At 69.4% G+C, this 22,908-nt stretch carries 22 protein-coding genes and 1 tRNA gene; 16 read left to right on the forward strand and 7 right to left on the reverse strand.

The features are described from left to right. The first annotated feature begins 109 nt into the window (after positions 1-109). Positions 110-1,336, forward strand: coding sequence for an MFS transporter (locus ACYVBN_RS02335; protein ID WP_460599118.1), 1,227 nt, complete (start codon positions 110-112; stop codon positions 1,334-1,336). A 109-nt stretch (positions 1,337-1,445) separates the two neighbouring features. On the opposite strand, the gene ACYVBN_RS02340 is transcribed toward ACYVBN_RS02335, so the two are convergent. Together ACYVBN_RS02340 and ACYVBN_RS02345 are read right to left on the reverse strand one after the other, a co-directional pair. After that, complete coding sequence (locus ACYVBN_RS02340) at positions 1,446-2,084, reverse strand: GntR family transcriptional regulator (RefSeq protein ID WP_460599119.1); 639 nt, start codon at positions 2,082-2,084, stop codon at positions 1,446-1,448. Then, on the reverse strand, positions 2,081-3,076 hold the full coding sequence (locus ACYVBN_RS02345) for an NAD(P)/FAD-dependent oxidoreductase (RefSeq protein ID WP_460599120.1): 996 nt from the start codon (positions 3,074-3,076) through the stop codon (positions 2,081-2,083). The genes ACYVBN_RS02340 and ACYVBN_RS02345 overlap by 4 nt, the downstream gene beginning before the upstream one ends. 65 nt (positions 3,077-3,141) lie before the next feature. Between ACYVBN_RS02345 and ACYVBN_RS02350 the strand changes: the two genes are divergently transcribed. Then, positions 3,142-3,741, forward strand: coding sequence for a helix-turn-helix domain-containing protein (locus ACYVBN_RS02350; protein WP_460599121.1), 600 nt, complete (start codon positions 3,142-3,144; stop codon positions 3,739-3,741). A gap of 1 nt (position 3,742) precedes the next feature. On the opposite strand, the gene ACYVBN_RS02355 is transcribed toward ACYVBN_RS02350, so the two are convergent. Both ACYVBN_RS02355 and ACYVBN_RS02360 read right to left on the reverse strand, forming a co-directional pair. After that, the gene (locus ACYVBN_RS02355) at positions 3,743-4,525 is read right to left on the reverse strand and encodes a sugar phosphate isomerase/epimerase family protein (protein ID WP_460599122.1); all 783 of its coding nucleotides are present in this window, start codon (positions 4,523-4,525) and stop codon (positions 3,743-3,745) included. A gap of 199 nt (positions 4,526-4,724) precedes the next feature. Further along, positions 4,725-4,796: transfer RNA gene (locus tag ACYVBN_RS02360), tRNA-Arg, on the reverse strand. 160 nt (positions 4,797-4,956) lie between these two features. Here ACYVBN_RS02360 and lysA point away from each other — a divergent pair. From lysA to rho, 5 genes are all read left to right on the forward strand, one after another. After that, a complete protein-coding gene (gene lysA / locus ACYVBN_RS02365; protein ID WP_460599123.1) occupies positions 4,957-6,315 on the forward strand; it encodes a diaminopimelate decarboxylase in 1,359 nt (452 codons plus the stop codon). A 4-nt stretch (positions 6,316-6,319) separates the two neighbouring features. After that, positions 6,320-7,609, forward strand: a complete 1,290-nt coding sequence (locus ACYVBN_RS02370; protein ID WP_460599124.1) for a homoserine dehydrogenase — start codon at positions 6,320-6,322, stop codon at positions 7,607-7,609. Continuing rightward, on the forward strand, positions 7,609-8,697 hold the full coding sequence (gene thrC / locus ACYVBN_RS02375; RefSeq protein ID WP_460599125.1) for a threonine synthase: 1,089 nt from the start codon (positions 7,609-7,611) through the stop codon (positions 8,695-8,697). Before ACYVBN_RS02370 ends, thrC begins: the two co-directional genes overlap by 1 nt. A 27-nt stretch (positions 8,698-8,724) precedes the next feature. After that, the gene (locus ACYVBN_RS02380; protein WP_460599126.1) at positions 8,725-9,657 is read left to right on the forward strand and encodes a homoserine kinase; all 933 of its coding nucleotides are present in this window, start codon (positions 8,725-8,727) and stop codon (positions 9,655-9,657) included. A 202-nt stretch (positions 9,658-9,859) separates the two neighbouring features. Then, positions 9,860-11,830 (forward strand): transcription termination factor Rho, encoded by a 1,971-nt coding sequence (gene rho, locus ACYVBN_RS02385; protein ID WP_460599127.1) that lies wholly within the window; start codon positions 9,860-9,862, stop codon positions 11,828-11,830. 330 nt (positions 11,831-12,160) lie between these two features. Here rho and ACYVBN_RS02390 read toward each other — a convergent pair whose 3' ends face one another. Together ACYVBN_RS02390 and ACYVBN_RS02395 are read right to left on the reverse strand one after the other, a co-directional pair. After that, positions 12,161-14,092 (reverse strand): N-acetylmuramoyl-L-alanine amidase, encoded by a 1,932-nt coding sequence (locus tag ACYVBN_RS02390; protein WP_460599128.1) that lies wholly within the window; start codon positions 14,090-14,092, stop codon positions 12,161-12,163. A gap of 193 nt (positions 14,093-14,285) precedes the next feature. Then, complete coding sequence (locus tag ACYVBN_RS02395) at positions 14,286-16,214, reverse strand: N-acetylmuramoyl-L-alanine amidase (protein ID WP_460599129.1); 1,929 nt, start codon at positions 16,212-16,214, stop codon at positions 14,286-14,288. 268 nt (positions 16,215-16,482) lie between these two features. On the opposite strand from ACYVBN_RS02395, the gene rpmE reads away from it, so the two are divergent. The 4 genes from rpmE (at position 16,483) to ACYVBN_RS02415 (ending at position 19,092) form a co-directional block, all read left to right on the forward strand. Continuing rightward, the gene (gene rpmE / locus ACYVBN_RS02400; protein ID WP_460599130.1) at positions 16,483-16,698 is read left to right on the forward strand and encodes a 50S ribosomal protein L31; all 216 of its coding nucleotides are present in this window, start codon (positions 16,483-16,485) and stop codon (positions 16,696-16,698) included. 92 nt (positions 16,699-16,790) lie between these two features. Further along, positions 16,791-17,888: a peptide chain release factor 1 gene (gene prfA / locus ACYVBN_RS02405; protein ID WP_460599131.1), complete on the forward strand. Its 1,098-nt coding sequence runs from the start codon at positions 16,791-16,793 to the stop codon at positions 17,886-17,888. Further along, positions 17,885-18,748, forward strand: a complete 864-nt coding sequence (gene prmC / locus ACYVBN_RS02410) for a peptide chain release factor N(5)-glutamine methyltransferase (protein WP_440282665.1) — start codon at positions 17,885-17,887, stop codon at positions 18,746-18,748. The genes prfA and prmC overlap by 4 nt, the downstream gene beginning before the upstream one ends. A 5-nt stretch (positions 18,749-18,753) precedes the next feature. Beyond that, positions 18,754-19,092 (forward strand): DMT family transporter, encoded by a 339-nt coding sequence (locus ACYVBN_RS02415; protein ID WP_460599132.1) that lies wholly within the window; start codon positions 18,754-18,756, stop codon positions 19,090-19,092. A 101-nt stretch (positions 19,093-19,193) separates the two neighbouring features. On the opposite strand, the gene ACYVBN_RS02420 is transcribed toward ACYVBN_RS02415, so the two are convergent. Continuing rightward, positions 19,194-19,754 carry a pentapeptide repeat-containing protein gene (locus ACYVBN_RS02420; protein WP_460599133.1) on the reverse strand — a complete coding sequence of 187 codons (561 nt, stop codon included), beginning with the start codon at positions 19,752-19,754 and terminating at the stop codon, positions 19,194-19,196. 91 nt (positions 19,755-19,845) lie between these two features. Between ACYVBN_RS02420 and ACYVBN_RS02425 the strand changes: the two genes are divergently transcribed. From ACYVBN_RS02425 to ACYVBN_RS02445, 5 genes are all read left to right on the forward strand, one after another. Beyond that, the gene (locus ACYVBN_RS02425; protein WP_440282668.1) at positions 19,846-20,106 is read left to right on the forward strand and encodes a type II toxin-antitoxin system Phd/YefM family antitoxin; all 261 of its coding nucleotides are present in this window, start codon (positions 19,846-19,848) and stop codon (positions 20,104-20,106) included. Next, on the forward strand, positions 20,103-20,507 hold the full coding sequence (locus tag ACYVBN_RS02430; RefSeq protein WP_460599134.1) for a PIN domain-containing protein: 405 nt from the start codon (positions 20,103-20,105) through the stop codon (positions 20,505-20,507). The genes ACYVBN_RS02425 and ACYVBN_RS02430 overlap by 4 nt, the downstream gene beginning before the upstream one ends. Before the next feature lie 56 nt (positions 20,508-20,563). After that, a complete protein-coding gene (locus ACYVBN_RS02435) occupies positions 20,564-21,580 on the forward strand; it encodes a GNAT family N-acetyltransferase (protein WP_460599135.1) in 1,017 nt (338 codons plus the stop codon). 9 nt (positions 21,581-21,589) lie between these two features. Beyond that, the gene (locus tag ACYVBN_RS02440; RefSeq protein WP_460599136.1) at positions 21,590-21,955 is read left to right on the forward strand and encodes a VOC family protein; all 366 of its coding nucleotides are present in this window, start codon (positions 21,590-21,592) and stop codon (positions 21,953-21,955) included. 70 nt (positions 21,956-22,025) lie between these two features. Continuing rightward, positions 22,026-22,901 (forward strand): L-threonylcarbamoyladenylate synthase, encoded by an 876-nt coding sequence (locus ACYVBN_RS02445; RefSeq protein WP_460599137.1) that lies wholly within the window; start codon positions 22,026-22,028, stop codon positions 22,899-22,901. Positions 22,902-22,908 lie beyond the last annotated feature (7 nt).

Here is a 22,908-nt window from a genome sequence, read left to right on the forward strand (position 1 = left end):
TATACCATTCTGTCGTGACTGACACCCGCATCACCTGCCTTCGCGCCGGTGCCGGGCCGGCGGAGGTGCTCCACTGACCACCGAAGCCCTCGCCGAACCGCCCACCGCGGTGCGCCCGCGCACCGGCGGCCCGCTGTCCTCCCTGCGCGGCAACCGCACCTTCCGCTACCTGTGGCTGTCCAACCTTTTCTTCTTCGGCGGCGTGTGGACTCAGACCCTGGTGATGGGCTGGCTCGCGTTCCACCTGACCGGCTCGGATCTGCTCGTCGCGGTCTTCACGGCCGTGCGGCTCGCGCCCCTGCTGCTCGGCCCGATGAGCGGCGCGATCGCGGACCGGCACAACCGCGTGCTGCTGCTGACGCTCGCGTGCGGATGGGCGGCGACCGTCGCGGCGCTGGTGGCCGCGCTGGGCTCGTTCGGTGCCCTGTCCTACGGCGTGCTCGTGGTCGGCGGTCTCGCCATCGGCATCGCGCAGTCGCCATCGCAACCGGCGCGCGCCTCGCTGGTCTTCGACCTCGTCGGGCAGGAGAGCATCTCCAACGCCAACGCGCTCAATGCGTTGGCATTGAACATGACTCAGGTCTTCGGCCCGGCGCTCGGCGGGGTGATGATCGCCGCGATCGGAGCACCGGCGGCACTATGGGTGTCGGCGGGCTGGTACGCAATCTCCCTGCTGCTGCTCATCCCGTTGCGCGGTGCCGGCACGATCGCCGCACCCGCCGGCGAGCACGAGTCCGTGCTCGCCTCCGTCGTCGGCGGACTGCGGACGATCGGGCGCAATCGGCTGGCCGTCGCCATCCTGCTGGTGACCGTCTCGGCCAACCTGATGCTCTGGCCGATCTTCCAGACGTTCATGCCGGTCTTCGCGGACGAGGCTTTCGGGCTGGGCCCGGCGGGCCTGGGCAGCCTGCTCACCTGCAGCGGGATCGGCGGCCTCTTCGGGTCGCTGATCATCGCCGCGCTCGGCGACTTCCGTGCCAAAGGGGCGTTCTTCCTCGTCGGCACCGGTCTCTGGGCGGTCGGCTGGGCGCTGTTCGCCTGGGCGCATTCGCCCGCGCTCGGCTTCGTGCTGATGGCCTGGATCGGTATGACGAGTGCCGCGTTCGCCGTGCTGCAGACGACCCTGCTGCTGATCACGACCGACCGATCCGTCCACGGCCGGGTGCTCGGGTTGCAGGAACTGGCGATCGGCGTCATGCCGGTCTCCACGCTCGCGCTCGGCGCGATCGCCGAACGGGTCGGCGTCGGTCTCACCACCTTCGGTGCCGCGTGCGGTCTGCTGCTCGCCCTCGCGCTGATAGGCGTCCGGGTGCCGAGCATGCTGCACATCCGTTAGGCCGGGCAGCCTCCCGATGCGTTGGGACGAACGTGCCGAGGCGGTGGAGGTCTACCGCCGGTGGCAGCAGCGCGCCGCCGAGACCGGCGACGCACCGGCCGTATGACGCTCAGCGGCCGCTCGCAGTGGGCGAAATACCTGTGTCACCAAGGTGATTCGCCGCCAGGGCGGCCACCTCGTCGAGATCGCGGCGGGCGATGGCGGCATATAGCGCCTGGTGCTCCAGGGCGACGTGCAGCAGGTCGTCGTGCTGTGCCATCAGCCAGCGCATCCGGCTGCGCATCGTCTGCATCCACTCGCACAGCAGCAGATTGCCGCTGAGCTCGGTGACCACCTCGTGGAAGTCGGCCGCGGCCCGGCGCGCCTCGATCGGGTCGTCGGCACGTGCGGCGGCCAGCTCAGCCTCGACGGTGGAGCGCAGCTGCGCCAGCCCGGCGGGTTCATGGCGCTGTGCCGCCAGCCGGAACGTCAACGGTTCGACGGCGGAACGCACTTCGTTGAGGTCGGCCACGTCACTCGGGGTGAACTCGCGCACCACGGCCCAGGTCCGTGGCCGCAGGGTCACCAGCCCCTCCGCCTCGAGCACCTTCAGCGCCTCGCGGACCGGCACCCGGCTCACCGCGAGCTCCTCGGCGATGTCCCGCTCGACGAGCTTGCTGCCCGACACGCGCACTCCGTCGAGGATCTCGTCGCGCAGCCGGCGGATCACCCGGGCGGACTCGGGCTCGCTGTCGATCGTCGGACTCACCCGGGCATCTTCGCACTCTCCGGCCCGGCCGTCGGGGCAGCAGCGCCGCGAGCGGCGAGCTGCGTCTCCGCCATGGCGAGCTCGGCGTTCAGCTGGGCGCCCGCCATGGCGCCGGCCGCCGCGGCGGCTCCCACCTGGGCCGACAGGTCGGTCACATTGCCCGCCGCCCACACGCCGGGCACGTCGGTGCGGCCGACCGGATCGGTGGGCACGTGGGTGCCCATGCCGGAGGGGTGCTCGGCCAGGGTGAGGCCCAGCGCCGTGAACAGGCCGGCGCCGCGAGCGACCAGGTGCGTTCCTGCCGCGATCACCTCGCACGGCACCACCCGACCGTCGTCCAGGGTGACACCGCGGATCGCGTCGTCTCCGGTGACGACGGAACGCACCGCGCCGTCGACGATCCGCACGCCGCGAGCGCGCAGCTGGTCGAGTTGTTCCGTCGGCAGGTCGATCCCGTTGCGCAGCAACACGATCCGGTCGGACAGCTGTCGCCACAGGACGGCCGAATGGAAGGCCATCGGCCCGGTGGCCAGGACCGCGATCGCCCGATCGCGCACCTCCCATCCGTGGCAGTAGGGGCAGTGCACCAGGTCGCGCCCCCACCGCGCGGCGAGCCCCTCGACGGCGGGGAGCTCGTCGGTCAGGCCGGTCGCCAGCAGCAGCCGACGTGCCTGGGTGGCACGGCCGTCCGCCAGGCTGACGGCGAAGCCGGTGTCGTCGCGACGCACATCGCTCACCTCGCCGGCGAGCACCACGCCTCCGTACCGGCGCACGTCGGCACGGCCACGGCGCAGGTATTCCGCCGGTGGCGTCCCGTCATACCCGAGCAGGCCGTGGACCGCCGGCGCGGGCGCGTTGCGGGGCGACCCGGAGTCGATGACCGCGACCGAGCGCCGCGAACGCGCCAGCATCAGTGCGCCACTCAGTCCGGCGGGGCCACCGCCGATCACCAGAACGTCGAGATCAGTGGGCAGTTCGGCAGTTGTCGTCATACCAGCAGCGTGCGCTGCACCGCGGGTGATGGCAAACAGTGTTGCCAATATGGCAAACTGGTCGTATGGCGACAACGGATCTCGAAGCTGCGCTCACCGCGGTGGGCCCTCGACTACGGCAACTGCGCGAGCAGCGCGGACTGACGCTCACCGAGGTCGCGCTGAGCACCGGTGTCGCGGTGAGCACCCTGTCCCGGCTGGAGTCCGGCGGCCGGCGACCCACCCTGGAGCTGCTGCTCCCGCTGGCGGAGATCTATCGGGTGACGCTCGACGAGCTGGTGGACGCACCGCCCACCGGCGACCCGCGGGTCAACCTGCGGCCGGTCACCGTCCACGGCATGACGATGGTCCCGCTGAGCAGCCGCTCCGGCGGGATCCAGGCCTACAAATTCGTCATACCGGGGCGCACGAGTCGCCAGCAGCCGAGCCTGAAGACCCACGAGGGCTACGACTGGATCTACGTGCTGACCGGCAACCTGCGGCTGGTGCTGGCCGACCACGACCTGGTGCTGCGGGCCGGCGAAGCGGCGGAGTTCGACACCCGCACGCCGCACTGGTTCGGCGCGGCCGACGAGCAGCCGGTAGAATACCTCAGCCTCTTCGGCAAGCAGGGGGAGAAGGCGCACGTGCGAGCCCGTCCCCGCGCGGCGGCGGCCGGCGACTGACTCAGCGCGGTTCGACGAGCCACGAGCGCAGCGTGGCGACCTCCTGGGATAACGCGGCGGGGTCGTCGTCCGGCACGAACTCCAGCAGCAGGTCCCGCGGCCGGCACGTGTCGTCCAGCAACGCCAGCACCTGCCGCCACAACGGCGCACGATCGGTCAGCGGTAGCCGCTCGATCTGCGGCCACCAGGAGAAGACGTGCACGGCGCAGACGTCGTCCGCCAGCGTCCGCAGCCCCGCCACCGCTTCCGCCGCGGGGTCACCGACCCGCGGCTGCCAGTAGGTCGCGAGGTTGGGATGGTCGACCTCGCGCAGCAGCCAGGCGGTCGACTCGACCGTGTCGGTGAGCGTCCCGCCGTGGAACTCCAGCCCGATGAGTATGTCGTGGGCGGCCCCCACCTCGGCGGCGTGCCGCAGCGCCCGGACCACCTGTTCGCGCTGGGCCGGTGACGACTCCGCCGAGCCGTGCGCGCCGGCCCAGACCCGGATCCGCGGCGCACCGAGCCGGGCGGCAGCCTCGACCAGTTGCTCGATCGACGGGTCCGTCTGGGCTCCGGGACGCCAGTAGGTGCCGTAGGACGCCACCGTCATACCGGCGTCCAGGGTCCGGTGCCGTACCTCGTCCAGGACGTCCGGTCGGTCGGCCGGCGCATGGACGTCCGAGCCCCACTCGATCCGGCGGATGCCGGCGTCGGCCGCGATGGCCAGCAGTGCGGTGGGGGACAGCCGGCGGAAGGTGATCGAGCACAGCCCGATGCGTTCGGTCCAGGCGTCGCGGCTCGTCATACGACCACGGTAGCCAGCGGTGCGCGGCGGCGCAGACACGCCACCGGCCCGCGGACCTGGCTGGTTTCGGCGACCGTTGCTGGTTGTGTACGCCGTCGGCGCCTCGTCCGACCTCGTTCCTCGGTCGTCCGATGCGCCTGTTGCTTCTGCCGGAGGTACGGAAAAGAGGTTGGCGGCAAGCCGCCAACCTCTTTTTCCGTACCCCCGGCAGGATTCGAACCTGCGCTCCCGCCTCCGGAGGGCGGTGCTCTATCCCCTGAGCTACGGGGGCGTGCGGCGAACCGCGCTCCGCAACATTAGCAGTCGCAGGACGCTCGCTTCGAATCGACAGCAGGATCGGTGATGACGCTCGCCCGCTCGGTGCGGATGGGCAGTGTTCATCCGCCGGACGTGCCGGTATGCCGCGACCGCTCCGCCGTATCGTGTCGCCCGTGACTTCCGCCACCACTCGACTTGCCGCCCACGTGTGGCCGTCCGGGCTCACCGCGACCGCCGACGGCGAGCTTGCCCTGCAGGGGATCACCCTGCGCGAGCTCGCGACGACGTACGGGACGCCGGCATACCTCGTCGACGTGCCCGATCTACTCGTGCGCGCGCGGGCGTTCCGGGACGAGTTCGCGGCTGCGTTCGAGGCGATCGGCACCACGTGCGACGTCTTCTACGCCGGCAAGGCCTTCCTGTGCTCGGCGCTGGTGCGGCTGCTCGACGCGGAGGGTCTCAGCCTGGACGTGTGCACCAGCGGCGAACTCGCGGTCGCCGCCAAGGCCGGCTTTCCGGGGGAACGCACCGGCATGCACGGCAACAACAAGTCGGTCGCCGAGATCGAGGCGGCCGTCGACCACGGAGTCGGCCGGATCATCGTGGACTCGCTGGAGGAGATCGACCGGGTCGTCGCCACGGCGCGCAGCCGCGGCACCCGCGTCGGAGTGATGCTGCGGGTCAAGACCGGCGTCGAGGCGCACACCCACGAGTTCATCGCCACCGCTCACGAGGATCAGAAGTTCGGCTTCAGCCTTGCCGGCGGCCAGGCCGCGGAGGCGGCGGCCGCAGTGTTGCGCCACCCGGACCAACTGCAGCTGCTCGGCTTCCACTCCCACATCGGGTCGCAGATCTTCGACTCCGACGGCTTCCGGGTCGCCGCCCAGCGCCTCATCGCCATGCAACTGCAGATCGCCCAGCAGCACGGGGTGGTGCTGCCCGAGCTCGACCTCGGCGGCGGCTTCGGCATCGCGTATGTGCCCGAGGACGAGCCGCTGTCTCCGCGCGAGATGGCCACCCAGCTGGCCGCCATCGTCCGGGCGGCCTGCGAGGACGCGCAGACCCCGGTGCCGCGGGTGTCCATCGAGCCCGGTCGGGCGATCATCGGCCCCGCCGGGATCACGCTCTACGAGGTCGGCACGGTCAAGCCGGTGCAGGCCACCGACGAACTCACCCGCACATACATCTCCGTCGACGGCGGCATGAGCGACAACCCTCGGCCCGCGCTCTACCAGGCGGATTACGTTGCCACGCTTGCCAGTCGGCGCAGCGACGCGCCGACGACCCAGTCCCGGGTGGTCGGCAAGCACTGCGAGTCCGGCGACATCGTCGTCCGCGACCAGCAGTTGCCGGCCGACATCGCCCCGGGTGACCTGCTCGCGGTGGCGGCCACCGGCGCCTACTGCCGCGCGTTGTCCAGCCAGTACAACCACGTCACGCGGCCGCCGGTGCTCGCCGTGACGCCGGAGGGTGTGCGCACCTGGCTGCGACGCGAGACCATTGACGACCTGTTGGCCCTCGAAGGGGAGTAAACGCATGGCCAAGCCACTGAGGGTTGCGCTGCTCGGCTGCGGAGTGGTCGGCAGCGCCGTCGCCCGCCGGCTGACCGAGGACGCTGCTGACCTGGCAGCGCGCGCCGGCGCCCCGCTCGAACTGATCGGTGTCGCAGTGCGTGACGTCAACAAGCCGCGCCCCGAATCCGGTGTGCCCGCAGCGCTTTTCACCACCGATGCCGAGTCGCTGGTCGCTGATGCCGACCTCGTCGTCGAGCTGATGGGCGGCATCGAGCCGGCGCGCTCGCTGCTACTGCGGGCGATCGAGCACGGCGCCGCGGTCGTCACGGCCAACAAGGCGCTGCTCGGATCCGACGGGCCCCGGTTGTATGCCGCGGCGGATGCTCGCAATGTCGACCTGTCCTTCGAGGCGGCGGTGGCCGGCGCCATACCGCTGCTGCGTCCGCTGCGCGAGTCGCTCGCCGGTGACGACGTGCATCGGGTGATGGGCATCGTCAACGGCACCACCAACTACATCCTGGACAAGATGGATCGCACCGGGGCGGCACTGGAGGACGTGCTCGTCGAGGCCCAGCAACTGGGCTACGCCGAGGCGGACCCGACCGCCGACGTGGAGGGCCACGACGCGCAGGCGAAGGCGGCCATCCTGGCGTCGCTGGCCTTCCACACCCGTGTCTCGACCGACGACGTGCATTGCGAGGGGATCATGGGCGTCACTGACGCCGACATCCGCGACGCGCGCAAGATCGGCCACGTCGTCAAGCTTCTCGCAATCTGCGAGCGGTCCGCCGACGGCGTCAGCGCCCGGGTGCATCCCACGCTGGTGCCTCGCTCACACCCGTTGGCGTCGGTGCACGAGGCGTTCAACGCCGTCTTCCTGGAGACCGAGCTCGCCGGAGAGCTGATGTTCTACGGTCAGGGCGCCGGAGCCGCACCGACGGCGTCCGCCGTGCTGGGCGACCTGGTGCAGGCAGCCCGTCACCGCGTGGTCGGCGGACACGGCCCCCGCGAGTCGGCATACGCCGAACTCCCGGTGCTGCCGATCGCCCGCACCAACACCAGCTACTTCATCCGGCTGGACGTGCTGGACCGGCCCGGTGTGCTGGCACGGGTTGCGAATGTCTTTGGCGCACATCATGTTTCGATCGAGAGCATGCGCCAGGGCGCCCGCCGGTCGGAGGACGGCCTGGCGATCCTGCACCTGGTCACCAATCAGGCAACCGACGAGTCGCTGAAGGCGACGGTCGATGGGCTACGCACATTGGACGATGTGCACGAGGTCAGCTCCGTGCTGCGTGTGGAAGGACTGTAATGGCAACGCAATGGCGAGGCGTGATCCGCGAGTACGCCGATCGACTGCCGTCCTTGGCGGGCGCTCCGGTGGTCACTCTGGGTGAGGGCGGCACGCCGCTGATCCACGCCGAGTGGCTCAGCAAACATGTCGGTGCCGACGTGCACGTGAAATACGAAGGCCTCAATCCGACCGGTTCGTTCAAGGACCGCGGTATGACGACCGCGATCTCGGCGGCGGCGAAATCGGGTGCCAAGGCAGTGATCTGCGCCTCCACCGGCAACACCTCCGCCTCGGCGGCGGCATACGCGACCAAGGCCGGTATGACGTGCGGCGTGCTGGTGCCGGAGGGGAAGATCGCCATGGGCAAGCTCGCCCAGGCCATCGCGCACGGTGCACAGCTGCTGCAGGTCGACGGCAACTTCGACGACTGCCTGACCCTCGCCCGCAAGCTCGCCGAGGCCTACCCGGTGGAGCTGGTCAACTCGGTCAACCCGGCTCGCATCGAGGGCCAGAAAACCGCCGCGTTCGAGGTGATCGACGTGCTCGGCGATGCACCGGACATCCACTGTCTGCCGGTCGGGAACGCCGGCAACATCACGGCGTACTGGAAGGGCTACCGCGAATCTGCTGAGATGCCAATAGGTTCCGACGGTGCAGCGAGCCGCACGCCGCAGATGTGGGGATTCCAGGCTGCCGGCGCAGCGCCCATCGTGAACGGGCACCCGGTGGACGAGCCCGACACCATTGCGACGGCCATCCGGATCGGCAACCCGGCGTCCTGGCAGCAGGCGATCGCGGCTCGCGACGAGTCGGGCGGGCTGATCGACGCGGTCACCGACGAGCAGATCCTGCACGCACACCACGTCATCTCCAGCAAGGAGGGCATCTTCGTTGAGCCCGGCTCGGCGGCGAGCATCGCCGGCCTGCTGCTGATGCACGAGCGCGGTGCCATCCCCGCGGGCGCCACCATCGTCTGCACGGTTACCGGGCACGGTCTGAAGGACCCGCAGTGGGCGCTGCAGGACCAGAGCGGCCAGCAGGTGCAGCCGACCAAGGTTCCGGTGGACGCCGTGAGCGCCGCGCGGGCCCTCGGCCTGGAAGGCTGACCGGGGCCCGATCCGATGGATTCACAAGTGCTTTCGCCCGGCGCGTCCGTCACCGTCGAGGTGCCCGCCAGCAGCGCCAACCTCGGCCCCGGCTTCGACTCAATCGGCTTGGGGCTGGCGATCACCGACACGGTCCATGCGACCGTCGGCGGTGCCGGCCTGCGCATCTCGGTCGAGGGCCAGGGGGCGGCGGACGTGCCGACCGACGGCACCCACTTGGTGTGGCGGTCCGCGCTGACGATGTGGCAGCGGCTCGGCATCGAGCCGCCCGCCGGCCTGACTCTGCACTGCCGCAACGGGATTCCGCATTCGCGCGGCCTCGGATCCTCGGCCGCCGCGATCGTCGCCGGTATGGCGACAGCGCTCGCGCTGGTGCGGGGGGACGGTCTCGCGACTGCGGCCTCGCTGTCGATGCTGAGCAGCCTCGCCGGCGAGGTTGAGGGGCACCCGGACAACGCGTCCGCCAGTGTCTACGGAGGACTGACCGTGTCCTGGGCCGACGACGAGGGCGCCGGCTGGCGGACCGTGCGCCCGGCCCTGCACCCGGCGGTGGACGTGGCGCTGCTGTTGCCCGAAGCGACGCTGTCGACGGACTCCGCGCGGGCCGCGCTGGGCGACACCGTCTCGATGTCGGCCGCGGCATCGACCGCGGGCCGGTCCGCTCTGCTCGTCCACGCACTCACCCAGGAGCCGGAGTTGCTCCTCCCGGCCACCCGCGACTGGCTGCACCAGGAGCCCCGCAGGGCGTCATACCCGCAGAGCATGGCGGTCGTGGACCGGCTGCGCGGGCGGGGGCTCGCGGCGACGATCTCGGGCGCCGGGCCCGCCGTGCTGGTGCTCGGTGCGGGCGAGATCCTGGTCGGCGCGGACGACCTGCCGGCGGGCTGGCAGGTGCTGCGGCCGGGGATTGCCGCGTCGGGTGTGCGAGTCGTTTCGCATTCGGCACCCCACACGGTGTAAGTTGGGCAGTGCATCGACGGCCCAAGCCGACCGCGTGACAGTCCTGTCCCGGAAGTCGATGTCTCACCGCAACGTTCCTCACCGATTCCCGTCGGCAGTGCACGTGCCGGTGATGTGAGAGTTACTTCGCTTGAGAAGCAACGATTTTTGGCATACCCCACACCGGTCGTAGCACCGGACGAACGAGGGGGAAGGAACCTTCGTGACCGAAACCACCGAACTCTCCGCGGCGCCCGCTTCGAGCTCCCAGGGCAACCTGAGCACGATGAAGCTGGACCAGCTCAAGCAGCTCGCGGTGACCATGGGCATCAGCGGCACCTCCAAGATGCGCAAGAGCGATGTCCTCGCGGCGATCCGCGACCGCGGCGGCGACCACAAGCCGGCCGCCGAGAGCACCGGCGCTCCGCGCCGCTCGCGCCGGGCGACTGCTGCGCCTGCCGCCCCCGCCGAGGCGGCCCCCGCCGAGACGGCCCGCACCCAGCCGGCCCCCGTCGAGGCCCAGTCCGCCGACACCACGCCTGAGACCGCGCCGGCCGAGAAGCCCGCGGAGCAGAACGCATCGCAGGGCGACCGCGGTGAGCGCGCTGACCGCTCGCACGACCGCGGCAACCGGGGAGACCGCGGCAACCGCCAGGGCGAGCAGGAGCCCGGCAACGACCGTTCCGGCGAGCGCAACAACACCGAGCGCAACAACACCGAGCGCTCCGGCGACCGCAACGATCGCTCGAATGATCGCTCGAATGATCGCTCGAATGATCGCTCGAACGACCGCGGCAACCGGCAGGCGGCCAACGACGGCGACCGCCAGGGCAACAACCGGCAGGGCGACAACCGCGGCAACAACCGGAACGACCGCAACAACAACGACCGGAACAACGACCGGAACGACCGGAACAACGACCGCTGGAACGACGACGGTGGCAACGGCCGGGGCCGGCGTCGCCAGCGCGGCCGGGACCGCAAGCGCGGCCGCGGCCGCGGCGACGACTTCGGCGACGTCGACACCCAGGTGCGCGAGGACGACGTCCTGGTGCCGGTGGCCGGCATCGTCGACGTCCTCGACAACTACGCGTTCGTGCGCACCAGCGGCTACCTGCCGGGCCCGAACGATGTCTACGTGCCGCTGGGCATGGTCAAGAAGAACGGCATGCGCAAGGGCGACGCGGTCACCGGTGCGATCCGTGCGCTCCGCGAGGGCGAGCAGCTGCCGAGCCGGCAGAAGTTCAACGCCCTGGTGCGCGTGGACACCGTCAACGGTATGACGCCCGAGCAGGCCAAGGAGCGCGTCGAGTTCGGCAAGCTCACCCCGCTCTACCCGCAGGAGCGGCTGCGCCTGGAGGACGACCCGAAGCACCTGACCAACCGGGTCATCGACCTGGTCGCGCCGATCGGCAAGGGCCAGCGTGGCCTGATCGTCGCACCGGCCAAGTCCGGTAAGACCATGGTCATGCAGGCGATCGCCAACGCGATCACCACCAACAACCCCGAGTGCCACCTGATGGTCGTGCTCGTCGACGAGCGTCCCGAGGAAGTCACCGACTTCCAGCGCTCGGTCAAGGGCGAGGTCATCTCCTCGACCTTCGACCGTCCCGCCACGGACCACACCGAGGTCGCCGAGCTCGCCATCGCGCGGGCCAAGCGCCTGGTCGAGCTCGGCCAGGACGTCGTGGTGCTGCTGGACGGCATCACCCGCCTGGGCCGTGCCTACAACCTGGCAGCGCCCGCCAGCGGCCGCATCATGTCCGGTGGTGTCGACTCGGCAGCCCTCTACCCGCCCAAGAAGTTCTTCGGCGCCGCCCGCAACATCGAGAACGGCGGCTCGCTGACCATCCTGGCGACCGCGCTCATCGAGTCCGGCTCCCGCATGGACGAGGTCATCTTCGAAGAGTTCAAGGGCACCGGCAACTGGGAGCTGCGCCTGTCGCGTCAGCTCGCCGAGCGTCGCATCTACCCGGCCGTCGACGTCAACCAGAGCAGCACCCGCCGCGAGGAGATCCTGCTCGGCAACGACGAGCTGAAGATCATGTGGAAGCTGCGCCGCGTGCTGGCCGCGCTCGACTCGCAGCAGGGCATCGAGGTGCTGCTGGACCGGTTGAAGAAGACCGGCTCCAACACCGAGTTCTTGATGCAGGTCCAGCAGACCAGCTCCATCAAGCTCGACGACGAGGACTGAGTCCTCTCGCTGCGCTCCTCGCAAGACAAGGCCGGCCCCGCACGAGCAAGCTCGTGCGGGGCCGGCCTTGTCTTGGTCGTCGCTTCGCGGGCGTCCACTTATCGTTCGGTTGCGGTCTCCTGGCCTCTTACTGTGGCCGGCCTTTCGTGCGGTTGCCTTCTCCTTGCCTGTCGCCCGCGTGGCTGGGTCGTCGTTTGGTGGCCGGCCGTTCGTGCGGTTGCCTTCTCTTTGCCTGTCGCCCGCGCGGTCGGCTCGTCGTTGGTGGCCGGACCCTCGTGCGGTTGCCCCCTCTTTGCCTGACCTCCTGTCACCTGCGAGGAGTCGGAGCAATCAACTCAACTCGACGTCGTCGGCCCGGACGTACATGACCCGGTGGCCGAAGTAGACCAGGTAGTACTTCGTCGTGCCGACGATGTCGATGTGGTCGTTCGGCGTCGTGATGTCGTAATACCAGGCCTTGTAGTAGTCCGTCGGCACGTTCGTGTCCGCGATGACGTACTCCTGGTCGGCACCCCACACATAGTTGAACGGCGCCACGCCCTGGTCCCACGACGGGTCCGGGTATGCCGACGACTCCGGGTAGGCGCGGCCGTAGACCTGGATGTCCTTGCCGTTCGGCTTCGCCTTCACGCCCTTCTTCAGGATCCGGGCAGTCGGTGACGTCCGCGGGTTGTGGAACCACGACTTCTGGCCGAGGTACCAGATCGCGGTCCAGTCGCCATACACATCGGCGACGACGAAGTCGGTCCCGGCGTTGGCGCGCGCACCGACGTCGTCCGGCTTGGTGGTCGACGCGGAACCGTCGGGATGGAGCCCGATGTCCTTCACCAGCGGGGCGCCCTCGTCCGGCTGCTGGTGCAGCGCGACGAAGTTGGTCGCCGGCTGCGGCCCGTCGACGACACAGATCGGCGGGTTGTTGGTGTCACAGCCGGTGACGATCTGTTCGTTGCCGTCGAAGCCCGGCAGGATCCGGATGAGGTCGCCCACCGCGAACTTCTTCTTGGCCTTGGTGCCCTTGTCGAGCGGGGCGCCGAGCAGTTCGAAGTAGTGCTCCCAGTCCCAGAAAGGACCCGGGTCCCAGTGCATCGACCGGATGCCGGCATTGGTGGTGGCCGGCACCTGGTCGTGGCCGATGATGTGCGCCCGGTCGACCGGGATCTTGTACTCCTTGCACAGGTAGGCGATCAGCCGCGCCGACTTGCGGTACATCGGCTCGGAGAACCACGTCGGTCCCGACACCGCGAAGCCCTCGTGCTCGACGCCGATCGAGTGCGAGTTGACGTACCAGTTGCCCGCGTGCCAGCCGACGTCCGCAGCCTCCAGGTGCTGGGCGATCAAGCCATCGCTGGAGCGCACCGAGTAGTTCCATGCCAGATAGGTCGGGTCCTGCACCAGCTTCAGACTGCCGCTGTAGTAGCCCTCCATGTCGTGGATGACGATGGTGTTGAGCGCGGGGGAGGCGGGCCGGCGGGCGAGATCGTGGTTGCCGTAGTTGCCCGGGTCGGCGCTCAACTGCTCGTAGGGCGCAGGCACCCAGTCGACCGGCAGGTTCTTGGGCGCGTCGATCGGGTATGGCGCGGGCTTCTGCTTCGTGGCGGCCGTCTCGACCCGCCGGGTGATGACCGCACGCTGGGCGGTGACACTGCCGACCTTGCCGGCCCGCAACTGCAGCTGGACACCCGAGGCCTTCTTGGCCACGCCGGACCGCAGGTCGCTGATCACGTCGTCGGCGAAACTGCGCTGGCTCGCTGCGGTGGCGAAACCGCAGCTGGAGGCGATGGCGGCATACCAGGTGGCCGGGTCGGTGTGGACGCCGACGGCGTGGCCGAGGGTGCGCTGGGCGTCGGCGAGGACCGCGGCGGCGCCCATGATGTTGGCGGCGGTGTCGGTGCGCAGCGTGTCCTTGGACAGACCGGTCAGGGTCGACGCCTGGCCGAGGGTGTCGACGACTCCGGCGGTGTCCGCGCCCTTGCCGGCGGCGGCGTCCCGCTGGGCCTGCGCGGCGGCGCCGTCGATCAGGTGCATCGGCCCGTAGCCGAGGCTCGTGCTGGGCCGGCCGGCATGGTCCTCCCAGCGGGTCTGGCCGTAGGAGATCGCGGCCAGGACGGCGGCCGGCACGCCGTACTTCCCGGCTGCCGCGGTGAACTGGTCGTGCTGGTCGACCGCGAGCGCGGGACCGGCGGTGGCGGCAGCGGTTCCGGCGGCGACCGGCACCGCCAACGCGGCCACCAGGAAGTTGCGACGGGACAAAGGACGACTCATGGTGACTCCGTGATCATCAAGGGGCGATCGGCCCTGCGAGAGCTGACTCTTTCACCTTGCCACTCCGGAACGCGTAAATGGTTTCCAGTGACCGACGACTTCGCCGAGACCATGACCAGGTGACAGTGAAGGCCCGGTCGAGCGCGCTCGACCGGGCCTTCGCTGTCACTCGCGAGGAGTCGACGCGGAGAACTCAGCTCAGCCGCACGTCCTTGGCCTGGACGTACATGACCCGGTGGCCGAAGTAGACCAGGTAGTACTTGGTCTTGCCGACGATGTCGATGTGGTCGTTCGGGGTCGTGGCGTCATACGTCTTGGCCTTGTAGTAGTCCGTCGGCACGTCCGTGTCGGCGATGACGTACTCCTGGTCGCCGCCCCACACGTAACTGAACGGCGAGATGGCCTGCACGTCGGCCGGATCGCTGTATGCCGAGGCCTCCGGGTAGGCGCGGCCGTAGACCTGCACGTCCTTGCCGCGGCGTGGCGTGGCCTTGACGCCGTTCTTGACCAGCCGGGCGGTCGGCGACTTGTGCGGGTTGTGGAACCACGCCTGCTGGCCGAGGTACCAGATGGCGGTCCAGTCGCCATACACGTCGGCCACGACGTAGTCCTCACCGGCGGCGGCACGCGCTCCGACGTCGTCCGGCTTCGTGGTGGACGCCGAACCGTCGGGGTGCAGTCCGATGTCCTTGACCAGCGGGGCGCCCTCGTCCGGCTGCTGGTGCAGCGCGACGAAGTTGGCGGCCGGCTGCGGGCCGTCCACGACACAGATCGGCGGGTTGTTGGTGTCGCAGCCGGTGACGATCTGCTCGTTGCCGTCGAAGCCGGGCAGGATCCGGACGATGTCGCCGACTGCGAGCTTCTTCTTCGGGCGCGTGCCGCGGGACAGCGGGGCGCCGAGCAGCTCGAAGTAGTGCTCCCAGTCCCAGAAGGGGCCCGGGTCCCAGTGCATCGACTTGATGCCGGAGTTGGTGGTGGCCGGGACCTGGTCGTGGCCGATGATGTGCGCCCGGTCCAGCGGGATCTTGTATTCCTTGGCCAGGTAGGACACCAATCGCGCCGACTTGCGGTACATCGGCTCGGAGAACCAGGTCGGACCCGCGGTGGCGTATCCCTCGTGCTCGATGCCGATGGAGTGGGTGTTGACATACCAGTTGCCCGCGTGCCAGCCGATGTCCTTGGCCTCCAGGTGCTGGGCGATCAGGCCGTCGCTGGAGCGGACGGTGTAGTTCCACGCCAGGTAGGTCGGGTCCTGCACCAGGCTGAGCGCCTCGTCGTAGGAGCACTCGGTGTCGTGGATGACGATGGTGTTGAGCGCGGGAGTCACCGGTCGGCGGCCCAGGTCGTGGTTGCCGTAGTCGCCGGGGTCGTCGCCGAGCTTCTCGTAGGGCGCCGGAACCCAGTCGACGGGCAGGTGCTTCGGCGCGTCGATCGGGTATGGCGCCGGCTTCTTCTTCCTGGCGGCCGTCTCGACCCGCTTCGTGAGCACCGCGCGCTGGGCGGTGACGCTGCCGACCTTGCCGGCCCGCAACTGCAGCTTGACGCCCGAGGCGTTCTTGGCGACGCCGGACCGCAGGTCGTTGATCACGTCGTCGGCGAAGCTGCGCTGGCTGGCCGCGGTGCTGAAACCGCTGGTCGTGGCGACCGCTTCGTACCAGCTCGCGGGGTCGGTGTGGACGCCGACGGCGTGGCCGAGGGTGCGCTGCGCGTGCGCGATGACGGCGGCGGCGCCCATGATGTTGGCGGCCGTGTCGGTGCGCAGCGTGTCCTTGGACTGGCCGGTCAGCGCGGCGGCGCGGCCGAGCGTGTCGATGACGTGACCGGCGGACTTGCCGGCGGCCGCGTCGCGCTGGGCCTGCGCAGCGGCGCCGTCGATCAGGTGCATCGGCCCGTAGCCGAGGCTGGTGCTGGGCCGGCCGGCGTGGTCCTCCCACCGGGTCTGGCCGTAGGAGACGGCGGCCAGCACGGAGGCGGGCACGCCATACCGGGTGGCCGCTGCGGTGAACTGGTCGTGCTGGTCGACCGCCAGGGCCGGTGCGGCGGTCGCCGCGGTGGCGCCGGCCGCGACCGGCACGGCCAGGGCGGCAACCAGGAAGTTGCGTCGGGACAAAGGACGATTCATCGTGACTCCGTGACCATCAGAGGAAATGATCAGCCCAGGGGAGAGCTGACTCTTTCACCTTGGCACGACGGGACACGTAAATGGTTTCCGGAGAACGGCCAATTTCCCCGGCGCGCCGGCAGGGGTGCGTGCCACGGAATATGCCGGGCAGCGTTCTCGTTTGGACTGGACGTCTGCCAGCTGGCAGAATCATCGGTTGGTCCACCGGTTCACGCGGGCGCACTCAGCGGCTGCGACCCGGAGGGCAGAACATCGCGAGGAGATTCCCATGAAGAAGGACATTCACCCGTCCTACGGTGAGACCCAGGTGACCTGCACCTGCGGCGCCACCTTCACCACCCGCAGCACCGCCCCGTCCGGCTCGATCAGCGCCGACGTGTGCTCGCAGTGCCACCCCTTCTACACCGGCAAGCAGAAGATTCTGGACACCGGTGGTCGTGTCGCCCGCTTCCAGGAGCGCTACGGCAAGAAGGCCGCCAAGTAGCTTCGCCGCACCGCCGGTCCCACTCTCGAACGAGAGAAGGGGCCGGCGGTTTGCTGTGCCGCCACGCCCGAGCTGACGAAGAAGGCCCACCCATGATCGAGTCCGCAGCAGCCGTCGCCGACGAATACGCCGACCTGGAGCGCCAGTTGGCCGACCCGGCCGTGCACGGCGACCCCAAGACGCTGCGCCGGCTCAACAAGAGGTATGCCGCCCTCGCGCCGACCGTCGCGGCATACCGCGCCTGGACCGCGGCCCGCGACGACCTGGCCGCTGCGCGCGAGCTCGCCGCCGAGGACGACGCCTTCGCCGAGGAACTGCCGGCTCTGGAGGAGGCGGTCACGGCGACCGAGGACAAGCTGCGCAAGCTGCTGCTACCCCGGGACGAGGACGACGACCGGGACGTCATACTCGAGGTGAAGGCGGGTGCCGGCGGCGCCGAATCCGCTTTGTTCGCAGCGGATCTGGTGCGCATGTACCTCCGGTATGCCGAGCACGCCGGCTGGCGCGCGGAGATCACCGACGGCACCGAGTCCGATCTCGGCGGCTACACCGACGTGCGCCTGACGATCCGTGCCAAGGGTCAACCCGAGCCGGGGCAGGCGCCGTGGGCGAAGTTGAAGTACGAGGGCGGCGTGCACCGGGTCCAGCGGGTCCCGGTCACCGAGAGCCAGGGACGCATCCACACCTCCGCCGTCGGTGTGCTGGTGATGCCGGACCTGGACGACGGGGACGACGAGGAGATCGAGTTCGGCCCGAACGACCTGAAGGTCGACGTCTACCGCTCGTCCGGTCCGGGCGGGCAGTCGGTCAACACCACCGACTCCGCGGTGCGCATCACCCACCTGCCGACCGGCCTGGTGGTGTCCTGCCAGAACGAGAAGTCGCAGCTGCAGAACAAGGAAGCGGCGTTGCGCGTGCTGAAGGCCAGACTGCGCCAGCTGGCGCAGGAGGAACGCGACGCGGAGGCCTCGGCCGCCCGCCGCTCGCAGGTCCGCACCGTCGACCGCAGCGAGCGGATCCGCACCTACAACTTCCCGGAGAACCGCATAGCCGATCACCGCACCGGTTACAAGTCCTACAACCTGGACGCCGTCCTCGACGGCGACCTGGCAGCGGTCATCCAGTCGGCCATCGACACTGATGAGGCGGCGAAAATGGCTGCCGTCGCTGAAGGTTCGACCACGTCGTGAGCGATGTCCGCTCGCTGCTCGCGTCGGCGACCGAGCAACTCGTCGCGGCGGGTGTGCCGAGTGCCGCGGCCGACGCGCGGCTGCTGCTGGCTCACTCCTGGGCGGTGTCGCCGGGGGAGCTGCAGCGCCGGCAGGTGCTTGGCCAAACGCCGGACCACGAGACCGAGGCGCGGTTCCGGACGTTGGTCGACCAGCGAACCGCCCGGGTGCCACTGCAGCATCTCACCGGCACTGCACCCTTCCGCGGCCTCGAACTCCACGTCGGGCCAGGGGTTTTCGTGCCGCGACCGGAAACCGAGATCGTCGTCGACATCGTGCTCGCAGAGCTTGCCGGGCATGCCGACGCGCGGGTGGTCGACCTGTGCACCGGGTCCGGTGCGATCGCGCTGGCGATCAAGCACGAGGCGCCCGCCGCAGAGGTCGCGGCGGTCGAACTCGACCCGATGGCACACGCCTGGGCAACCCGCAACGCGGAGCTGCTCGGCCTGGACGTGCCCATCGACCTCGGTGCGGCGCAGGAGGCCTTCGCCGGTCGCGAGGGATCCTTCGACGTCGTGGTGAGCAATCCGCCATACATCCCGGTCGGCATGGTGCCGGTCGATCCCGAGGTGCGTGAGCACGACCCGGAGATCGCCTTGTACGGCGGCAGCGACGACGGGCTGCGCATCCCGCTCGAAGTTGCCGACCGGGCGCGTGCGCTGCTGCGTCCCGGCGGTCTCCTGGTGATGGAACACGCTGACAGCCAAGGTCATTCGTTGCCGGGCGCACTGTTGCGACGAGGTTGGACCGATGTCGCGGACCACACCGACCTGGCCGGACGGCCGCGGGCGACGACAGCGCGCAGCCGACCTCTAACCTGACAGGCATGACGGGTCGCTGGACGGTGTGGGCGATGCTTCTCGGGGCGATCGTGCTGGAGGTGGGGGCGACGCTGAGCCTGCGCGCCTCCGACGGTCTGCGACAGCTGCTCTGGCTGATCCCGATCATCGTCGGGTATGGCGGCTCCTTCGTGCTGCTGGCCCAGGTGCTGAAAGACGGTATGCCGGTCGGTGTCGCCTACGGCATCTGGTCGGCGATCGGTGTCGCATTGACCGCGCTGCTGGGCAAGGCGATCTTCAGCGATCCGCTCACGATGAAGATGGGCATCGGCATCATGCTGGTCATCGGCGGCGTCGTGCTGCTGGAGAGCGAGTCCGCCCACTGACGGAGCGTGCATAACCGGCAACGGTCGCTGGAACGGCTGGGATCTGGGCGGAGTCACGTGCATAACCGGCAACGGTCGCTGGTTGGGCACGACCTCTGCCGTCATTGGACGATGGTCACCCCGGCGAGCTCGGTGATGATGTCCTCGGCCTGGCGCCCGGTGATGATGGCGCCCTTCAACGCACGCAACCGATCCACGTCGCACGGGCCGAGGGCGGCGCCGCGCAGGTCGGCGCCGTCGAGCTTGGCGCCCGCCAGATCTGCGTGGATCAGCTCGCAACCGTCGAACACCGACGAGCGCAGGTCCGCGCCACGCAGCACCGCCTCGGTGAAGCGGCAGCCGGTCAGGTCCGTGTGCGAGAGCACCGCGGCGGTCAGGTTCGCGGCGAACAGGTTCGAACGGTGCAGCGAGAATCCGAGGCCACGGGTGTGCGGCAGCGCGGCCCCCATCAACCGGCAGCCGGTGAACGTCGCCCCGCCGAGTGACGCGCCGTCCAGCCGGACCTCGTCGAGCACGCAGTCGGTGAATGTCACCTCGGTCAGGTCGGCATCCCGCAGGTCCGAACCGCGCAGGTCACACCGGACGAGAGTCAGCGGTGTCTCGGCGCGGGCCAGCACGTCGCGAAACGCCGGCCCGTCATACACCTCGTCGATCAGCTCCATGGGTGGCGAGTTTGTCAGGTGCTCGCGACAACGCAGCGGACCTCACGAGAGCACAACAATCGAAAAAGTCTACTTTTGCTAGAATTTCCTCATGAAGACGATCACGGTGGGGCAGCTCCGACAGAACCCGACGGCCGCTCTCGACGAGGTCGAGAGGGGTGAGACGTATGTCGTGACGCGCCATCGCCGCGAGATCGGTCGCCTGGTGCCACCCCCGCGTCGCAGCAAGGTGTCCGCGGAGGACTTCGCGGCGGCCGTGCAGACCAGCCCGCTCGCACAGGACTGGGCGGCAGAGATTGCCGAGCAACGTCGTGACGCCGACGACGTACCCAACCCGTGGGATGCGCGGTGATCGCACTCCTCGACACGAACATCTTGATCGCCCGCGGCACGCCGGACGAGCCTGCGCCCGACCTCTCCGGCTTCGACGATCTCGCGGTTAGCTCGCTCACGTGGGCGGAGCTCACGAAAGGGCTGCACACGACAGGTCAGCTGGCGGTGTTCAAGGAGCGATTGTCCAGACTGACCGCATTGCAGCGCACTTTCGGTGCGGGACTGCCGTTCGACGACGCGTGCGTGAGCGCCTATGACACGATCCTCGCCAGAGTCGCAGCGACGGGCGGGTCGGCTCGTTCCCATGTGGTGGACCGGATGATCGCCGCGACGGCGATGGCACATGGGTGCGTGCTGGTTTCGCGTGATACGAACGGTTTTCGTGGGCTGGAGGACCTGCTCACTCTTGAGGTTCGCTGATGGTCGGATCGATAACCGGTTGCCCCCGGCACTACGCGACACGTTGAATCGCGCGCATGGTGGACGTTCGCGAATTGAGGGCCGACGACCCCGCACTGGGTGCCTGGCGGGACGCGATTCGAGCCGCACACCTGGCCGGCCGGCAGGCGTCGTGGTGGGAGTCGCTGGAGTCGATCCGGGTCTATCTGGCACGTGACTCCTCGCGCGTCGCGCGCCACGCGATCGGTGCCTTCGAAGGAGGCTCCTGCGTCGGCGGCGCGGAGGTCACGCTGCCGCTGCAGCAGGACACCGAGACCATTGCCGTTGAGCTCGGTGTCGTGCCCACGCATCGCCGTCGCGGCGTCGGTTCGGCACTGCTGGCGTATGTCGAAGGCCTTGCGACACAGCGGGGTCGCACCATTCTGCAGGCGGAGTTGCACGTGCCGGCCGACCGGAGGCTGGAGGACACCGACGGCGGTCGCTTCGGGTTGCGCCGTGGCCTGCGATCGGTCAGCACCGAGGACCGTTTCCTGCTCGACCTGCCGGTCGACGAGTCGCGTGTGGCGGCGCTGGGCGGCGGCGAGGACGGTTACCGGGTGCTGTCGTTCGTCGATCGAGTGCCGGTCGAACACGTCGTGGAATGGGTGCGTATGGCGACGCAGATGAACGAAGACGTCCCGGTGGGGGAGCTCACCCACACCCCGGAACAGATCGACGTCGACCGGATCCGCCGCGCCGAGCGCGACTTCGCTGAACAGGGCTGGACGCGGCTGCGTTCCCTGGCACTGACCCCGGACGGGCTCGGCGCGGGATACACCGAGATGTTCGTGTCCCGGTATGACGCCGAGTTCGCCATACAGGACGACACGTTCGTCGACCGGGCGCACCGCGGACATGGGCTCGGCGCGCGGCTGAAGCTCGCCAACCTGCGCAACCTGGCCGAGCACGCGCAGCGCACCGGAGGGACGTGGCGGTGGGTGCAGACCTACACCGAGCAGCACAACGGCGCGATGCAGCGCACCAATGAGGCGCTCGGCTTCCGCCGGGTCGACGTCCTGCACGAGTTCGAAGGCCCTGTCGGTGGGCGCGACTAGTTTTGCTCCATGGCTATCGCACGCACTCCGAACACCGTGATCGACTGTCCCGACCCCGGGCAGCTCGCGACCTTCTACGGCAAGCTGCTCGACTTCGACGTCAAGGTCGACGAAGACAACAGCTGGGCCGACATCCGCAGTGGTGACTGGCCGCCGATCAGCTTCCAGCAGGTCGACGACTACCGGCCGCCGCAGTGGCCGGGCCAGGAGCACCCGCAGCAGATGCACCTCGACGTCGAGGTCGACGATCTCGACGCTGCGGAGGGTCCGACGCTGGAGCTCGGCGCGACCAAGCACAACGAGCAGCCCAATCCCGCCTCGTTCCGGGTCTTCCTCGACCCCGCCGGACACCCGTTCTGCCTGTGCGCTGCCTGACGCAGGACCCTGCACCGCATCACTGAGACACCACCGACGGCGCTCGGTGCCATCTGACACACTTGCCAGAGTGAGCCCTGTCTTCGATTGCAATCTCCCGGAGTCCCGGGGCGTTGGTGTCAGCACCGCCGCCGAGGCGATCTTCCGCGGCGAGTGCGTGGTCATGCCGACCGACACCGTTTACGGCATCGCCGCAGACGCCTTCAACCCGACCGCGGTGGCGCAGTTGCTGGAGGCCAAGGGGCGGGGTCGCGACATGCCGCCACCGGTGTTGATCCCGTCGCGGCAGACGGTCGACGGACTCGCGATGTCCGTGCCCTCCTACGCCGGCCGGTTGATGGACGCCTTCTGGCCCGGCGGCCTCACCCTGGTGTTTCGCGCGCAGCAGTCCCTCGCCTGGGACCTCGGCGACACCAACGGCACCGTGGGTCTGCGGATGCCGGACGACGAGATCGCGCTCGCGCTGCTGGAGAGCACCGGTCCGCTCGCGGTCAGCTCGGCCAACCGCACGGGCAAGCCCTCGGCGACCACCGTCACCGAGGCCGGCTTCATGCTGGGTCACTACGTCGACATCTATCTCGACGGCGGTGAGCGCGGCGCCGACACCTCCTCCACCATCCTGGACTGCACCAAGGCCGACCCGGTCGTGCTGCGCGAGGGCACCATCAGCAACGACCAGCTGCAGAAGGTCCTCGGTGACGTGGAGCTGATCACCGGCCGCGCGATCAATTCACCGGTCGACGACATCGAGGACGACATTCCGGACGACAGCCAGGACGAGGTCCAGCACGATGTCCAGCACGATGTCCAGCACGACGTCGAGGACGACATCCGCGACGACGTGCAGCACGACGCGGCGGCGGCCGTGGATCTCGACAAGCCGGCCGATACGCCGGCCGATGCGTCTGCCAATACGCCTTCAGTGACCACCCGCGACGACGAATAAGGTGTCC

The sequence above is a fragment of the Flexivirga lutea genome, assembly GCF_054778955.1.

What these genes read in the sequence shown, in the direction of transcription:
- ACYVBN_RS02345 (WP_460599120.1), bottom strand. Translation starts at nt 3,076, where the DNA reads ATGACGACAACTGCCGAACTGCCCACTGATCTCGACGTTCTGGTGATC.
- ACYVBN_RS02350 (WP_460599121.1), top strand. Translation starts at nt 3,142, where the DNA reads ATGGCGACAACGGATCTCGAAGCTGCGCTCACCGCGGTGGGCCCTCGA.
- ACYVBN_RS02355 (WP_460599122.1), bottom strand. Translation starts at nt 4,525, where the DNA reads ATGACGAGCCGCGACGCCTGGACCGAACGCATCGGGCTGTGCTCGATC.
- ACYVBN_RS02370 (WP_460599124.1), top strand. Translation starts at nt 6,320, where the DNA reads ATGGCCAAGCCACTGAGGGTTGCGCTGCTCGGCTGCGGAGTGGTCGGC.
- thrC (WP_460599125.1), top strand. Translation starts at nt 7,609, where the DNA reads ATGGCAACGCAATGGCGAGGCGTGATCCGCGAGTACGCCGATCGACTG.
- ACYVBN_RS02390 (WP_460599128.1), bottom strand. Translation starts at nt 14,092, where the DNA reads ATGAGTCGTCCTTTGTCCCGTCGCAACTTCCTGGTGGCCGCGTTGGCG.
- ACYVBN_RS02395 (WP_460599129.1), bottom strand. Translation starts at nt 16,214, where the DNA reads ATGAATCGTCCTTTGTCCCGACGCAACTTCCTGGTTGCCGCCCTGGCC.
- rpmE (WP_460599130.1), top strand. Translation starts at nt 16,483, where the DNA reads ATGAAGAAGGACATTCACCCGTCCTACGGTGAGACCCAGGTGACCTGC.
- prfA (WP_460599131.1), top strand. Translation starts at nt 16,791, where the DNA reads ATGATCGAGTCCGCAGCAGCCGTCGCCGACGAATACGCCGACCTGGAG.
- ACYVBN_RS02415 (WP_460599132.1), top strand. Translation starts at nt 18,754, where the DNA reads ATGACGGGTCGCTGGACGGTGTGGGCGATGCTTCTCGGGGCGATCGTG.
- ACYVBN_RS02420 (WP_460599133.1), bottom strand. Translation starts at nt 19,754, where the DNA reads ATGGAGCTGATCGACGAGGTGTATGACGGGCCGGCGTTTCGCGACGTG.
- ACYVBN_RS02425 (WP_440282668.1), top strand. Translation starts at nt 19,846, where the DNA reads ATGAAGACGATCACGGTGGGGCAGCTCCGACAGAACCCGACGGCCGCT.
- ACYVBN_RS02435 (WP_460599135.1), top strand. Translation starts at nt 20,564, where the DNA reads ATGGTGGACGTTCGCGAATTGAGGGCCGACGACCCCGCACTGGGTGCC.
- ACYVBN_RS02440 (WP_460599136.1), top strand. Translation starts at nt 21,590, where the DNA reads ATGGCTATCGCACGCACTCCGAACACCGTGATCGACTGTCCCGACCCC.